The sequence below is a fragment of the Pseudomonas sp. NFIX49 genome (genome assembly GCF_900115915.1).
GTDB lineage: Bacteria > Pseudomonadota > Gammaproteobacteria > Pseudomonadales > Pseudomonadaceae > Aquipseudomonas > Aquipseudomonas pharyngis.
On sequence record NZ_FOYE01000004.1, the window covers coordinates 166,002 to 179,865 of the forward strand.

The 13,864-nt window shown below is 59.1% G+C and carries 14 protein-coding genes; 5 read left to right on the forward strand and 9 right to left on the reverse strand.

Annotated features, from left to right (window positions below; translation table 11 throughout):
- Positions 1–161 precede the first annotated feature (161 nt).
- Complete coding sequence (locus tag BMZ46_RS12665) at positions 162–1,703, forward strand: phosphoenolpyruvate carboxykinase (protein WP_007952682.1); 1,542 nt, start codon at positions 162–164, stop codon at positions 1,701–1,703.
- 172 nt (positions 1,704–1,875) lie between these two features.
- On the opposite strand, the gene BMZ46_RS12670 is transcribed toward BMZ46_RS12665, so the two are convergent.
- The 5 genes from BMZ46_RS12670 to BMZ46_RS12690 form a co-directional block, all read right to left on the reverse strand.
- Complete coding sequence (locus BMZ46_RS12670) at positions 1,876–2,148, reverse strand: type II toxin-antitoxin system RelE/ParE family toxin (protein ID WP_074689455.1); 273 nt, start codon at positions 2,146–2,148, stop codon at positions 1,876–1,878.
- Positions 2,148–2,591 carry a hypothetical protein gene (locus tag BMZ46_RS12675; protein ID WP_074689723.1) on the reverse strand — a complete coding sequence of 148 codons (444 nt, stop codon included), beginning with the start codon at positions 2,589–2,591 and terminating at the stop codon, positions 2,148–2,150. The genes BMZ46_RS12670 and BMZ46_RS12675 overlap by 1 nt, the downstream gene beginning before the upstream one ends.
- A gap of 158 nt (positions 2,592–2,749) precedes the next feature.
- A complete protein-coding gene (locus BMZ46_RS12680) occupies positions 2,750–3,049 on the reverse strand; it encodes a hypothetical protein (protein WP_039764593.1) in 300 nt (99 codons plus the stop codon).
- A gap of 343 nt (positions 3,050–3,392) precedes the next feature.
- Positions 3,393–4,520: a hypothetical protein gene (locus tag BMZ46_RS12685; RefSeq protein WP_074689457.1), complete on the reverse strand. Its 1,128-nt coding sequence runs from the start codon at positions 4,518–4,520 to the stop codon at positions 3,393–3,395.
- A 102-nt stretch (positions 4,521–4,622) separates the two neighbouring features.
- On the reverse strand, positions 4,623–4,904 hold the full coding sequence (locus BMZ46_RS12690; RefSeq protein ID WP_039764597.1) for a hypothetical protein: 282 nt from the start codon (positions 4,902–4,904) through the stop codon (positions 4,623–4,625).
- A 304-nt stretch (positions 4,905–5,208) separates the two neighbouring features.
- Here BMZ46_RS12690 and BMZ46_RS12695 point away from each other — a divergent pair, with 304 nt between their 5' ends.
- Positions 5,209–5,712, forward strand: a complete 504-nt coding sequence (locus BMZ46_RS12695; RefSeq protein ID WP_074689459.1) for a polysaccharide deacetylase — start codon at positions 5,209–5,211, stop codon at positions 5,710–5,712.
- Between the two features lie 17 nt (positions 5,713–5,729).
- Here the strand turns inward: BMZ46_RS12695 and BMZ46_RS29525 are convergent, their stop codons facing one another.
- A complete protein-coding gene (locus BMZ46_RS29525) occupies positions 5,730–5,864 on the reverse strand; it encodes a hypothetical protein (RefSeq protein WP_256574501.1) in 135 nt (44 codons plus the stop codon).
- 234 nt (positions 5,865–6,098) lie between these two features.
- Here BMZ46_RS29525 and BMZ46_RS12700 point away from each other — a divergent pair, with 234 nt between their 5' ends.
- The 3 genes from BMZ46_RS12700 (at position 6,099) to BMZ46_RS12710 (ending at position 9,823) form a co-directional block, all read left to right on the forward strand.
- Positions 6,099–8,027 (forward strand): RecQ family ATP-dependent DNA helicase, encoded by a 1,929-nt coding sequence (locus tag BMZ46_RS12700; RefSeq protein WP_074689461.1) that lies wholly within the window; start codon positions 6,099–6,101, stop codon positions 8,025–8,027.
- 109 nt (positions 8,028–8,136) lie between these two features.
- Positions 8,137–9,360 carry a 3-hydroxyacyl-CoA dehydrogenase gene (locus BMZ46_RS12705; RefSeq protein WP_074689463.1) on the forward strand — a complete coding sequence of 408 codons (1,224 nt, stop codon included), beginning with the start codon at positions 8,137–8,139 and terminating at the stop codon, positions 9,358–9,360.
- A gap of 31 nt (positions 9,361–9,391) precedes the next feature.
- Entirely contained in the window at positions 9,392–9,823 is a 432-nt protein-coding gene (locus BMZ46_RS12710) for an acyl-CoA thioesterase (protein WP_039764604.1), read from the forward strand.
- Between the two features lie 65 nt (positions 9,824–9,888).
- Here the strand turns inward: BMZ46_RS12710 and BMZ46_RS12715 are convergent, their stop codons facing one another.
- From BMZ46_RS12715 to fdhD, 3 genes are all read right to left on the reverse strand, one after another.
- Positions 9,889–10,368, reverse strand: a complete 480-nt coding sequence (locus BMZ46_RS12715) for a glycine zipper domain-containing protein (RefSeq protein ID WP_011331978.1) — start codon at positions 10,366–10,368, stop codon at positions 9,889–9,891.
- A 262-nt stretch (positions 10,369–10,630) separates the two neighbouring features.
- Positions 10,631–12,979 carry an FdhF/YdeP family oxidoreductase gene (locus tag BMZ46_RS12720; RefSeq protein ID WP_039764606.1) on the reverse strand — a complete coding sequence of 783 codons (2,349 nt, stop codon included), beginning with the start codon at positions 12,977–12,979 and terminating at the stop codon, positions 10,631–10,633.
- Positions 12,976–13,815: a formate dehydrogenase accessory sulfurtransferase FdhD gene (gene fdhD / locus BMZ46_RS12725; RefSeq protein ID WP_074689467.1), complete on the reverse strand. Its 840-nt coding sequence runs from the start codon at positions 13,813–13,815 to the stop codon at positions 12,976–12,978. Before fdhD ends, BMZ46_RS12720 begins: the two co-directional genes overlap by 4 nt.
- Between the last annotated feature and the right edge of the window lie 49 nt (positions 13,816–13,864).

Below are 13,864 nucleotides of genomic sequence, written 5' to 3' on the forward strand. Positions count from 1 at the left end.
TTCACTGCTCAACGACGGAATTACGCCGTTACGACGGGAGGGCCCTACTCTTTTTGGGCTTTTCTGGCATAATCCGGCCCACTTTTTTCGCGGTAGTAGTGCACGACTTTCTACTACAAAACGTTTGGAGCACACTCGGCCACTGGCCGACGGGGAACCTCATGACGCAAGCCAATAACGCCGTGTACACCGATCTGAGTGTTGATGATCTGGTAAAAGAAGCCCTGAACCGCGGTGAAGGCGAGCTTGCCGATACCGGCGCTCTGGTTGTTCGCACCGGTCACCGCACCGGCCGTTCGCCAGTCGACCGTTTCATCGTTGAAGAGCCTTCCACCCAGGCTGCCATCGCCTGGGGCCCGATCAACCGCAAGTTCCCGGCCGACAAGTTCGACGCGCTGTGGGCTCGTGTTGAAGCATTCAACAACGCGCAAGAGCATTTCGTTTCCCACGTGCATGTAGGCGCGGCCGAAGATCACTACCTGGCCGTGAAAATGACCACCCAGACTGCCTGGCAGAACCTGTTCGGTCGTTGCCTGTTCATCAACCCGGCCCAGTACAACCCGGCCGGTCGCGAAGAGTGGCAAGTGCTGAACGTCGCCAACTTCGAGTGCGTGCCAGAGCGTGACGGCACCAACTCCGACGGTTGCGTGATCATCAACTTCGCCCAGAAGAAAGTGCTGATCGCCGGCATGCGTTACGCCGGTGAAATGAAGAAAGCCATGTTCTCCGTGCAGAACTTCCTGCTGCCGGCCGCTGACGTGCTGCCAATGCACTGCGCTGCCAACATCGGCGAAGAAGGCGACGTGACCCTGTTCTTCGGTCTGTCGGGCACCGGCAAGACCACCCTGTCCGCCGACGAAAGCCGTTACCTGATCGGTGACGACGAACACGGCTGGGGCGAAGGCGTTGTCTTCAACATCGAAGGCGGCTGCTACGCCAAGTGCATCGACTTGTCCGAGAAGAACGAGCCGGTCATCTGGAAAGCCATCAAGCACGGCGCGGTACTGGAAAACGTCGTGATCGACGACGCCAAGCACGCCGACTACGCCGATGTCAGCCTGACCCAGAACAGCCGCGCGGCCTACCCGCTGGAGCACGTTGCCAAGCGTTCCGAGAAGAACCTGGGCGGCGAGCCGAACGCTGTGATCTTCCTGACCTGCGACCTGACCGGCGTGCTGCCGCCAGTGTCGATCCTCAACGAAGAACAAGCGGCCTACCACTTCCTGTCCGGCTACACCGCACTGGTGGGCTCGACCGAAATGGGTTCGGGCAGCGGCATCAAGTCGACCTTCTCCACCTGCTTCGGCGCACCGTTCTTCCCGCGTCCGGCCGGCGAATACGCTGAACTGCTGATCAAGCGCATCCGCGGCTTCGGCTCCAAGGTCTACCTGGTCAACACCGGCTGGACCGGTGGCGGCTACGGCGTCGGCAAACGCTTCAACATCCCGACCACCCGCGCGGTGATCGCAGCGATCCAGAGCGGCGCGCTGATCGGTGCTGCCACCGAGCACCTGGACACCATCAACCTGGACGTGCCACTGGCCGTACCGGGCGTCGAAACCAACCTGCTCAACCCACGCAACACCTGGGCTGACAAGGCTGCATACGACGAAGCTGCCAAAGCACTGGCCGGTCTGTTCATCGAGAACTTCAAGAAGTTCGAAGTGAGCGACGCGATCAAGGCTGCCGGGCCTAAGTTGTAAGACTTAGTTCTGGTGAATGAAAAAGCCGCCTGTTGAGGGCGGCTTTTTTGTGGGTGACGGGTTGGACTTCATTGTCAGATCAACTGCCATTATTCCCGCAGAATCCGCGTTAAACAGCCAGAATAATGCTACTTAAGGAGCCGCGAACTCCTAAGCATTTTCCCTCCAGCCATCATGGCCATTGCCGTCTGGTATGCAGCACTCGTAGCACTTCCACAACATCAACTTTGACTGTGTAGATGATGACGTAGTTTGGAGTGACGACGATTTCGCGGGTACCTCCCGCGATACCTTTTCGGTACAGGGCTGGGTGCTGCCGAGCGCTTTCTCCTTTCAGTTCGAAAGCCTCATCAAGTTCAATCGCTGCAGCGGGATTTTCCTGGCCGATACGCTCCATGATGTTGTCTCGGTCATCCAGCGCTTCTTGGCGCCAGACCAACCTCATCAACGTGCTCGCTGACGAAGGGCATCCCGTTTGGCGGCAAATATCCTGCGAGCGTCTTCATCGCTGACGCTGGGTCTTGGGTCATCAATGCTGATTTGTACCTGTTGCTTGACCCATTCTTCATACGCAGCTGCTTCATGAGCTTGTTTCATCGCTTCGGCGCGATCAGGGCGGGCATAGGTTTTTATCTGAAGAGGGTCATAACTGGAGGCGTCCACATCGAAGTGATTGATGCCCACTCCTTGCAGGTAGGTCACCAGTGTTTCAATCCGCTTGAACAGACGTACCTGGCCACTGCGTTGTGCGGTCAGTGAGTATTCTTTGCTTCCTTGCTGAATCTGAATCGACCAGCCACCCGGTTTGGCGACGATATGTGCGCTACTGATCGAACCGTTCTCAAACAGCCGCGTGAGAGTGCTGTGATCAATGGTTTCAGTGGTCATGAAGGCAAGCCCTTGGTTGAACAATGGCTCCCATCGTACGCAATCAATAATAGTTTGCAAAATTCTGATCCTTAAGTTTTGCGCCGGAGATGTCAGCGTCAGTGTTCGAGATAGAGGCAGGCAGTTCTAGCCATGAACACGCCTGCCCGAGGAGTCCGTCAGGCCGGCGCTTTCCAGTTGAGCATTCGTTGCTGGGCGACCTGGAGCAGGTCATAGCCGTCTTTGGTGAGAAGGTAGAGCGCGTGGGTGATGTGCGGGATGTCTTCGACATCGGCGTGTTTGAAGCAGAGGCAGTAGAGGGTTTGCAGCAGGTCGCTTGATGCGCGCAGGCGCTGGACGGCGCATTCGAGGATGTCTTGGGGGTTGGCTTCGGTGTCGATGACGAGGGGCTTGGTGTCGGTGAGGTTGGAGTCGAGTGGGCGGTAGCGATTGGAGTGGAGCTCGTTCCATGATTTCATTTTTTCTATCTCTGCAGGCATCAATGAACCGCTGCTACCGTGACCAAGCGGTGGAGGCGGACTGTGTTCAGGTTGGTCAAACCGGCAGAGATAACCCGGTACGCCGAAGCGTCCCAAACACAGCCCGCCATAAAGCGTGCCGACAGAAATAGGTCGGCAGCATACAAGGGCATGCATCAGTTATCTCTGTTTTTCAGGTGACCAAACCTGAATCGCTGATTGGGTAGCGATGCTCACAACTATAGATTTGGGCTAACAGGCGCCGATAGAAGACAAGGCGCCGCCGCGTGTAGGAACGGGATGCAGATTCGGGCAGGCCGTTCCTACAGATCAATAACGGTTTTCAACGAATCGCCCGATACCCCTCAACATCCAGCACACTCGTCGTCAACCCGGTCGCCGGGGTGTAGATCCCGCCTTTCACCGTCGAGAACGGCACGCCTTTGCTGCCCAGCGATACGTAGCGTTCGCCTTGATCCAGTTCGGTGAACCAGGTGTAGGAACACTTTTCCATGGCCTTGTATTTCGCTGCCGCGTTGACGATGGCGGCAGAGTGGTTGCGAAGGTCGGCATCGGTGAGGTTGAGGTTCTTGTCGAGGACGGTGCCCCAGCGTTTCAGGCAGACCTCGGCAAAGTGACGGACGATGAGGCCGGGTTCGGCCAGCACTTTTGGACCACTGTTGCCGTCGGCGGAGGCGTTGCCGACCAGGGTGGCGTGACGGCCGGGCATGGGGAAGATGCTGGTCTTGGTGCCGGTCGCGGTTTGTGGAATGACGCAACTGAAACCCTTGGAGCGCTCATCCCGCGCATAGAAACCCACATATTCTTTTACGTTGCTATTGAGCTTTACCCGGTGTTCCTGAAAGTTACCGATGCCCGGCACCGGGTCGATAGCAAAGATATTCACTGGAATGTTTTTCAGTGCACTGTCGTTGAACATGGCATTGGCCAGCATATGACAACTGATACCGCCGCGGCTCCAGCCCACCAGATTGACTTTTGTTGGAATAACACCGTCCTTGCGAAAGGTTTTGATAATTTGCTCCTGTAACTTCTGTTGCGTGACGCTGCGATCGCCATAGTTATATTTACGCCACAGCCAGGAACCTTCGACTTTTACATCTTCAATCGGAATGCCGGCGGCTTTGAGGCGGTTGTATTCCGCTTCGGTCAGTTGTTCGCGCTGCCAGTCACATTGGCCTTTGATGATGTTCATCGCGTGCTGGACGTTTTCCTCCCAGCCCTTGCCGAACAAGGTGCCACTGAGGCCGTAGTCCTTGGACTGGGTGAACAGTTCATCGGCTTGCAGGTTGCTGGTGCCGGGGCCGTCGACCACGATCCAGTCGGCGAACTCGCGCCCGGTGTGGTGAGCGGCCAGTGTGGAGACCAATTCCCCATTCCAATAGTTAACGTGTGCATTATCAAACTTTGTCGAACCTGTACCGCAGAAGAAAATAGTCAGAGTTGTCATGTTATTACTCTTGGTTGATGTAAGAGCAGACAGACTAGTTCCGGTTTTTGTTGTAATGAAAGCGATGGGTTGTTGCGAACTTTGTAAGTGTGGCTGGCAGTATTAGTTATTTATTTGTTGTCTGGCAACTTCCAGCAAGTCACAACCGTCTTGCGTCAATAAATAAAGCGCATTGACGATGTTGGGAATATCTTTCACATCGGCCTGTTTGAAACACAAGCAGTAAAGAGTTTCCAGCAGATCGCTGGCGGCACGCAGACGTTGATCGGCGGCATTGAGCAGGTCGCCCGGTTTTGCTTCGGTGTCGATAACCAATACCGGTTTTTCAATGTCGCAAGTCTTGAGAGGGCGAAAACGGGTATTCAGCGGTTTGTACATATTCATGATCAAGGTGTGTCCCTTACGAAGTCGCTTCGGTGAGCCGACACAGAGTTTTCAGTCGCGCCAGCCACTATAGAAGGGGGCTGACCGCAGGGACAAGACGGCCGCAATGGACAGATTTCGTAAGGGTTTTTTCCACGATATGGGCATTTGCCCTACATGTTTTTTCGGTTTTTCAAAGCCAAACCCTTATTAGCGAATTTTCCGACGTGATTATCAGGCGTTTCAAAGTAAACCTCTGTATGGTGCGCGCCAGAATCCGTAGGGCGTTTCCAAACGTCCGACACAGACTTAAAGGGAATTAGGTATGCAGTGGCTACGAATGGCCTCGATCGTTTTGCTGTGGGTGAGTGGCTGTCGTTTGGCGTTGGCCTCCGACATGGGCAATGGGTTGGTGCTTGCCAACCTGGAGCGCACCGATTGGCCCGACGCGCTCGCCACTCAGGCTGACATCGACACAGCTGCCCGCGCTGAGGTGCTGGTTTTCGGCAAGGCTCTGCTGGCGAGCGAAGCCCTGGATGAACCGGGACTCACGCAACGACTGGGCGTGCAGCCAATGCAGCTCAAGTCGATCAGACAAGTGCGCGACGGTCTGTGGGATCGCTTGCTCAATACCTACCGCAATGCCAGCACTCACTGCGACGAGAAAGCATTTTGCCCCCGGGTGCGCAGTGTTGCCGACTTGCGTCAACTGGCGGCAGCCTTCACCGGCGATATCAGCCCGGCTCATGCACGATGGGCGAGCCAGAGCCTCGATGTGCATGAACGGGTACTGGATGAGCAATTGCGGGTAGCCGTATTGCGGCCCTGACACAGCGCTTGTGGGGGTTAAGTCGAGGGCGCTGCGGTGACGGTCACGGCGCTGGCCAGGATCGGCGGAAAGTCTTCGGGAGAGGGTGTGCAGCCTCCCAGCAGCAGGGAGGCCAAGATCAGGGCGAGGGGCAGTTTCAAGTTGTTCGACATGTTCACTCCTTGGTAAAAATCCATGCGCATGGGCCGTCCTGGCTCAAGGCGTGACGGACATTACCCTCGGGTCGCTTCACACGGCGATGAACAAAGTGTTTCATTTGTTTGATCCCTTGACCGAGCCGTCGACGCTGTATCATCCCGTATCGATTTGACCCCCGACCTATTCTCGACGCGCTGCGATCGCCCGCTAGGCTGTTGGCATCACAGCGGTCAACGGAGTGACAGCGAATGCACAACACCCTGGAACAGGTTTTCGGTTATCCACAGTTTCGACCCGGTCAGGAGGCCGCGATCAGCGCTGTTCTCGCTGGGCGCTCGGCAGCCGCGATATTTCCCACGGGCTCCGGCAAATCCCTTTGTTACCAGGTCCCGGCACTCTTGCTGCCGCACCTGACGCTGGTGGTCTCACCGTTGCTGGCGCTGATGCAGGATCAGCTCGAGTTCTTGCGCCGGCACGGGATATCCGCAGGCAGCATCGATTCGGCGCAGAGCCGCGAAGATGCCAACGACGTGATGGCCCGCGCCCGTTCGGGTGAGCTGAAGATCCTGATGATTTCCGTGGAGCGTTTGAAGAACGAGCGCTTTCGCAACTTTTTGCAGCAGGTTCCGATCTCGCTGCTGGTGGTGGATGAGGCGCACTGCATCTCCGAGTGGGGCCACAACTTCCGCCCCGACTACCTCAAGCTGCCGGACTACCAGCGCCAGTTCAACATCCCGCAAACCCTGCTGCTGACCGCCACTGCAACGCCAAAAGTCATCGCCGACATGCAAGCGAAATTCGCCATCGCGGCAGACGATGTGGTGACCACCGGTTTCTACCGGCCCAACCTCAATCTGCTGGTCGAGCCGGTGCGTGGGCAGGACAAGCGCCGGCGTCTGGTGGAGTGGATGACCGAGCGCGCAGGTCAGCCGAGCATCGTCTACGTGACCCTGCAGAAAACCGCCGAGCAGATTGCCGAACATCTGGAGCGCAATGGCATTCAGGCCGAGGCTTATCACGCCGGTTTGCCCCATGAGCAACGGGACGCGATCCAGAAGCGCTTCATGGGCGGGCAGTCCGATTGCATCGTCGCCACCATCGCCTTCGGTATGGGCATCGACAAGAGCGACATCCGCAACGTGGTGCATTTCGACCTGCCCAAATCCATCGAAAACTACAGCCAGGAAATCGGCCGTGCAGGGCGTGACGGGCAACCGTCTGATTGTCTGGTACTGGCCAACCGCGACAGCCTCAACGTGCTGGAAAACTTCGTGTATGGCGACACGCCGGAACAGGAGGGCATTCGTCATGTGCTGGACGAGCTGCAGGCCGCCGCGCCGGAAGGCCAATGGGAGTTTCTGCTCGGGCCGCTGGCGGACCAGAGCAATATTCGCGCGTTGCCTTTGAAGACGTTGTTGGTGCAGTTGGAGCTGCGAGGACTGATTGCCCCGCGCTACGCGTACTACGCCGAGTACCGTTTCAAATACCTGCTGGAGCCCGAAGCGTTGCTTGAGCGTTTTGAAGGTGAACGCAGGGATTTCGTCGCCGTGATCATCCAGACCTCAAGCCGCGCGCGTACCTGGGCCACGGTGAATTTCCAGGCGATGTACGAGCAGTATTCCGCCGAGCGCAACCGCGTGGTGAAGGCGCTGGATTACTTTCAGGAGAAGGGCTGGGTCGAGCTTGAGAGCAAGCAGATGACCGAGGTCTACAACGTCCTGCGCGGCGATTTCGACAGCCAGGCCCTGAGCGCTGACCTGCACGACTATTTCACCCGCCATGAACAAACCGAAGTGGCGCGGATTCACGCCATGCTCGAGCTGTTCGCCACCGAGCGATGCCTCGGATATCGGCTGGCGGAATATTTTGGCGATCACAATGTGCCGCAGCAGTGCGGAAATTGCTCGGTGTGTCACGGGCACATCGCCCGGCTGCCGGCACCTCCTGAATTGCCGGCGCTTGTGGATAAAAATTTTGCGGCGTTGTGTGGAGAATTTATCCACAGGCATCAACAACTGACCGGCAGTGCTCCGTCGGCCGAGCGATTGACCCGGTTTCTGTGCGGAATCAGCGTGCCGTTGTTTACCAAGCTCAAGGCGCGGGCCATTTCCGGGTTTGCGGCGCTTGAGGAATATCCCTACGCCGAGGTCCGGGCCTGGGCTCAGACGCATCTTTGAAGTTCCGAATCCATCTGCTGAATGTCGATCATCACGGCAATGAACTTCAAAAATGCCCGGTGGCTGACTATGGTGATGGCTGTCTTCGGATCGCCAACAAGAGAACAACATGAGCCAGACATCCTTCGCTATTCAGCAGGCCGCCGTGATCGGCGCCGGCACCATGGGCCGCGGCATTGTCATGTGCCTGGCCAACGCCGGCGTATCAGTGCAGTGGGTCGATAACAATCCACAGATGCTCGAACAGGCGCTGTCCACCGTGGCCGATACCTACGCGCACAACGTGCGACAGGGCCGGATCGATCAGGCCGAAGCCGATGCGCGGATTGCCCGTGTCAGCACGGCGGCAGACTACGTGGCAATCCGCAACGTCAACCTGGTGATCGAAGCGGTGTACGAGAACCTCGAGCTCAAGCAGAAGATCTTCCGCGAGCTCGATGGCGTGTTGAAACCCGAGGCGCTGCTGGCGAGCAATACTTCGGCGCTGGATATCGACGCCATTGCTGCCGCGACACGGCGACCGACTCAAGTGCTGGGCCTGCATTTCTTCAGCCCGGCGCACATCATGAAGTTGCTGGAAATAGTCCGTGGCGCACAAACTTCTCCGGCTGTGCTTGAAGCCGCTCTGGAGCTGGGCAAGCGCATGGGCAAGGTCAGTGTGGTGTCGGGCAACTGCCAAGGTTTTATCGGCAACCGCATGCTGCATCCGTATGTGCTCGAAGCGCGCAAGATGTTGCTCGAAGGGGCGTACCCGCATCAGGTCGATGCGGCATTGCAGAGCTTCGGTTTTGCCATGGGGCCGTTTCGCATGTACGACGTGGTCGGCATCGATCTCGAGTGGCGTGCCCGTGAACTGGCGGGCAAGGGGCAGGATGCACCCGAGGTTCAGGTGGATAACCGTTTGTGCGAACTGGGTCGCTTCGGTCAGAAGTCCGGCAACGGTTATTACCACTACGAGCCGGGCAGTCGTCAGGCCGAGCATGATCCCGAGGTCGATGCGCTGGTTTTGAGCGTCAGCGAGGGGCTGGGGTTTCATCGCCGGGATATCGGCTCGGAAGAGATCCTTGAGCGGTGCCTGCTGGCGTTGGTCAACGAGGGCGCGAAGATCCTGCAGGAAGGGATTGCCGAGTCGGCGCATGACATCGATCAGGTTTATCTGAATGGCTACGGCTTCCCGGCAGAGAGAGGCGGGCCGATGGCCTGGGCGGATGATCAGGGTCTGGCCGACATTCACAAGCGATTGCTGGCGCTGGAGACCCGGCAGGGCGATCACTGGCGGCCGGCGCCAGTGATTGGCGAGCTGGCGGCGCGCGGCAAGGGTTTTTATCTTTAGACTGAGCAGATCACTCCAGGAATCGACACTGATGTCCAACCCGATGCCGCAACGCAGCGATTACCCGCACTTCCAGCCGATCACCACGCGCTGGCACGACAACGACGCCTACGGCCACGTCAACAACGTCACCTATTACAGCTTCTTCGACACGGCGGTGAACACCTACCTGATTCAGGTCGGGGGGCTGGATATCCATGACGGCGAGGTGGTGGGGTTTGTGGTGAGTTCGTCCTGCGACTACTTCGCGTCGATCGCTTTTCCGGATCGAATCGAGATCGGCTTGCGGGTAGGCAAGCTGGGTAATAGTTCGGTGCAATACGAGCTGGCGGTGTTCAAGGCCGAAGAAGACGAGGCCTGTGCCGCCGGGCGCTTCGTGCATGTGTTTGTCGACCGGGCGTCCAATCAGCCGGTGTCGATTCCAACCCGATTGCGCGAAGCGCTGGAACGCCTGGCGATGTGACAGGCAAAAAAAATCGCAGCCCGGGGGAGCTGCGATCTGGATGTATCGGCTAAAGAGGCCAGGCCTCAGTCGCGATAGTAGCGGTGATGCTTGCGATGGCCATAGGCATGGCCACGACCTGGGTGACGGTCACGGTAGTAGCGACGATCATCATGGCGACGATCGTAATGACGATCATCGTCATCGCTCTTGTTGCCCATGTAGTTGCCCAGCGCGCCACCCGCGCCGCCGCCGGCTGCTGCGCCGATCAGGCTGCCGGTGGTGCCGCCCATGCTGCGGCCGACCACGTTGCCGCCGGCTGCGCCCAGCGCACCGCCAATGGCTGCTTCACCACGGCTGCGCTTGTCGGCGCCCACCGCACTACCACCCGCGCCGCCCAGGGCTGCGCCGATGGTTGAACCTGTACTGCCGCCTAACGATTGACCGACGACCGAGCCAAGAACCCCGCCCAATGCGCCGCCCACACCTGCTTCGGTGGTGCCTCCGGCAGAAGCGAAGCCACTGACCAGGCCAAGGGACAACAAGAGAATCGAGGAGAACTTCATAGAGGAGCCTCAAAGGGATGACGGCGCGATCCTGAGGCTCTGCAATGGGCGTGACAATCGAAATCCGACGAATAGCACGACCTGTATACAATTCTGCAAGTTGCTGATTTTTGGGCGGAACTTAACGGTTTTTCGCCGGTCTTTAACTACTTCGGACAGGCCGCTTTGATCACAAAGCGGCCTTTTTTGTGGGCGTTCGAAAAGTGCTCGTGCAGGAAAGTATCATTGAATCGGCTGCCGCTTTTCGCGAGCAAGCGCCGTATCAGGCCGATCTGGCCATGATCAGCCCCGTTTCGCTCGCCGCTTCCAGGCGAATGGCAATGAACTTCGACGTCGGCGTATGGCTGCCATCGCCGGTGCTTTCCAGCGGCACCAACGGGTTCACCTCAGGGTAATAAGCCGCCGCCTGCCCCGCAGGAATATCGAACGCCAAGAGCGTGAAGCCCTTCACCCGACGTTCACGGCCATCGTCCCACAGCGACACGATGTCAGCCTTCTGCCCAGGCTTGAAGCCCAGGCGAATGATGTCTGCTTCGTTGGCGAACAGCACATCACGTTGCCCCTTCACGCCGCGATAACGATCGTCGAGACCATAAATCGTGGTGTTGTACTGATCGTGAGAGCGCATCGATTGCAGGATCAGATCCGGCAGTTTGCCGGTGGCGCGAGTGCGTTCGTGGATCAGGTCCTTGGGCAGCATGTTCGGCTTGAAGTTGGCCCGACCGGACGTGGTGTTCCACTTGCGCGCGCCGGCGCTGTTGCCGAGGTAGAAGCCGCCCGGGTTCTTGACCTTCTCGTTGAAGTCCTTGAAGCCCGGAATGGTGTCGGCGATCAGTTCGCGGATGCGCCGGTAGTCGGCCACCAGCCAGTTCCAGTCCACCGGTTTGCTGCCCAGGGTCGCGGCGGCGATGCCGGCGATGATCGACGGCTCGGAGCGCATCTGGTTCGACAGCGGCTGCAACTGACCGTTGGAGGCGTGCACCATGCTGAACGAGTCTTCCACGGTGACGGCTTGGGGGCCTTCGGTCTGGATATCGATGTCGGTACGACCCAGGCACGGCAGGATCAGCGCGTCCTTGCCGTGGGCCAGGTGGCTGCGATTGAGCTTGGTGCTGATCTGCACGGTCAGGTCACAGTTGCTCAGGGCCTGGAAGGTGCGCGGGCTGTCCGGCGTGGCCTGGGCGAAGTTGCCGCCCAGACCGATAAACACCTTGGCGCGACCTTCGGCCATCGCGTGAATCGCTTCGACCACGTTGTGCCCGTTGTGACGTGGCACCTTGAACTGGAAGCGGCGTTCAAGGGAATCAAGGAACGCCACCGGCGGACGTTCGTTGATGCCCATGGTGCGGTCGCCCTGCACGTTACTGTGGCCGCGCACCGGGCACAGACCGGCGCCGGGTTTGCCGATGTTGCCGCGCAGCAGCATCAGGTTGGCGATTTCCTGGATGGTCGGCACCGAGTGGCGATGCTGGGTGATGCCCATCGCCCAGCACATGATCACGTTCTTGCCTTTGGCGTACATGCGCGCCGCCTGTTCGATCTCCACCAGGGTCAGGCCGGACTGCTCGACGATCTGCTCCCACGGCGTGTCGTCGACAACACCGAGGTACTCGAGCACGTTGATGCTGTGTTCATTGAGGAAATCGTGATCGAACACGGCCGGTGCGCCAGCCTTCTGCGCATCGCGCTCCCATTGCAGCAGGAACTTGGCCATGCCGCGCAACACCGCCATGTCGCCGCCCAGCGCCGGGCGGAAATACGCGGTGTTGGTCGGCTTGTCGCCGTTGGTGAGCATTTCCAGCGGATGCTGCGGGTGCTGGAAGCGTTCCAGGCCGCGTTCTTTCAGCGGGTTGACGCACACCACCTGGGCACCGCGTTTCACCGCTTCACGCAGCGGTTCGAGCATGCGCGGGTGGTTGGTGCCGGGGTTCTGGCCCCAGACAAAAATCGCATCGGCATGTTCGAAGTCGTCGAAGGTCACGGTGCCTTTGCCGACGCCGACACTCTGCGCCAGGGCCACGCCGCTGGCCTCGTGGCACATGTTCGAGCAGTCGGGGAAGTTGTTGGTGCCGAAGGCGCGCACGAACAGTTGATACAGGTACGCCGCTTCGTTGCTGGCGCGGCCCGAGGTGTAGAACTCGGCCTGATCCGGGCTCGACAGCGCTTGCAGGTGTTTGCCGATCAGCGCGTAGGCGTCGTCCCAGCTGATGGGTTTGTAGCGATCGGTTTCGGCGTCATACACCAGCGGTTCGGTCAGACGACCTTGATATTCAAGCCAGTAGTCGCTCTGTTCCAGCAGCGAGGTGACGCTGTGTTTGGCGAAAAATTTGCCATCGACCCGGCGCTTGGTCGCTTCCCAGTTCACCGCCTTGGCGCCGTTCTCGCAGAACTTGACCATGCCGCTTTCCGGCGAGTCGCCCCAGGCGCAGCCCGGGCAGTCGAAGCCACCGTTCTGGTTGGTCTTGAGCATCATGCGCAGGTTTTTCAGCGCGTTGTCGCTGGTCAACCAGGCCTGGGCCACGCTGATCAGGGCGCCCCAGCCACCGGCCGGGCCCTTGTAAGGCTTGTAGCGCGGAACGGGTTTCTGGTCGGCTTGATGATGTTGGCTCACGGGTGTTTCTCCATTTCTGGGCTATACACCCGCGGCGCGTTCTTCTGCGGCAGGTGGATGAGATTGAGGTTGTGGCGTCGCGCCCATTGCACGGCGAGACCGGTAGGCGCGGACAGGCTGACCAGGGTCTGAATCCCGGCCCGCAGGACTTTCTGGATCAATTCGAGGCTGCAACGGCTGGTGACAATTGCCAGGCCGCCGGCTGTGGATATCTTTTGCCGGATCAGGCCGCCGATCAGTTTGTCGAGGGCGTTGTGCCGGCCGATGTCTTCGCGGCCCAGCAGCAATTCACCGCTGGCGTTCATGAACACCGCCGCGTGCACTGCGCCGCAATGCTGACCCAGCGGTTGGAATGCGCCGATACGCTGACGCAAACCATCGAGCCATTCGGCGGGCGGCAAAGGTGCACCGGGCAAGACCTTGAGGTCAGGCAGCGCCTGCTCCACCGCTTCCACGCCGCACAGTCCGCAACCGCTGGTGCCGGCCAGTTGCCGCCGCTGCTGCTTGAGGTTCCAGAAGGCGCGGTTGGCAATGGTCACTTGTGCGTATTGCGCCGAGCCCGAGTCGCTCAGTTGCAGGTCGTAGATGTCCGAAACGTCTTCGATGATGCCGCTGCCGAGGCTGAAACCGACGATGAAGTCTTCAAGGTCGGTCGGCGTCACCAGCATCACGGCCTGACTGATGCCGTTGTAGGCAATCGCCAACGCGACTTCTTCGGCCAGCGCGGTGCTGGCCGATTCCGCGAGGGGGAGATCGCTGTAGCTGTAGGTCTGACTGGCGGCTGGCGCGGGCGTTTCGAGAGCAGGCGCCGCGCAGGCCGGGCGCTTGGCGTTCATGGCATCACCGACGGATTGATCAACGTTAAGACTAGGCGCGGCAAGATGT

Excerpts from the sequence above, each read along its gene's own strand:
- BMZ46_RS12665 (WP_007952682.1), top strand. The coding sequence starts at position 162 with ATGACGCAAGCCAATAACGCCGTGTACACCGATCTGAGTGTTGATGAT.
- BMZ46_RS12670 (WP_074689455.1), bottom strand. The coding sequence starts at position 2,148 with ATGAGGTTGGTCTGGCGCCAAGAAGCGCTGGATGACCGAGACAACATC.
- BMZ46_RS12675 (WP_074689723.1), bottom strand. The coding sequence starts at position 2,591 with ATGACCACTGAAACCATTGATCACAGCACTCTCACGCGGCTGTTTGAG.
- BMZ46_RS12680 (WP_039764593.1), bottom strand. The coding sequence starts at position 3,049 with ATGAAATCATGGAACGAGCTCCACTCCAATCGCTACCGCCCACTCGAC.
- BMZ46_RS12685 (WP_074689457.1), bottom strand. The coding sequence starts at position 4,520 with ATGACAACTCTGACTATTTTCTTCTGCGGTACAGGTTCGACAAAGTTT.
- BMZ46_RS12690 (WP_039764597.1), bottom strand. The coding sequence starts at position 4,904 with ATGAATATGTACAAACCGCTGAATACCCGTTTTCGCCCTCTCAAGACT.
- BMZ46_RS12695 (WP_074689459.1), top strand. The coding sequence starts at position 5,209 with ATGCAGTGGCTACGAATGGCCTCGATCGTTTTGCTGTGGGTGAGTGGC.
- BMZ46_RS29525 (WP_256574501.1), bottom strand. The coding sequence starts at position 5,864 with ATGTCGAACAACTTGAAACTGCCCCTCGCCCTGATCTTGGCCTCCCTG.
- BMZ46_RS12700 (WP_074689461.1), top strand. The coding sequence starts at position 6,099 with ATGCACAACACCCTGGAACAGGTTTTCGGTTATCCACAGTTTCGACCC.
- BMZ46_RS12705 (WP_074689463.1), top strand. The coding sequence starts at position 8,137 with ATGAGCCAGACATCCTTCGCTATTCAGCAGGCCGCCGTGATCGGCGCC.
- BMZ46_RS12710 (WP_039764604.1), top strand. The coding sequence starts at position 9,392 with ATGTCCAACCCGATGCCGCAACGCAGCGATTACCCGCACTTCCAGCCG.
- BMZ46_RS12715 (WP_011331978.1), bottom strand. The coding sequence starts at position 10,368 with ATGAAGTTCTCCTCGATTCTCTTGTTGTCCCTTGGCCTGGTCAGTGGC.
- fdhD (WP_074689467.1), bottom strand. The coding sequence starts at position 13,815 with ATGAACGCCAAGCGCCCGGCCTGCGCGGCGCCTGCTCTCGAAACGCCC.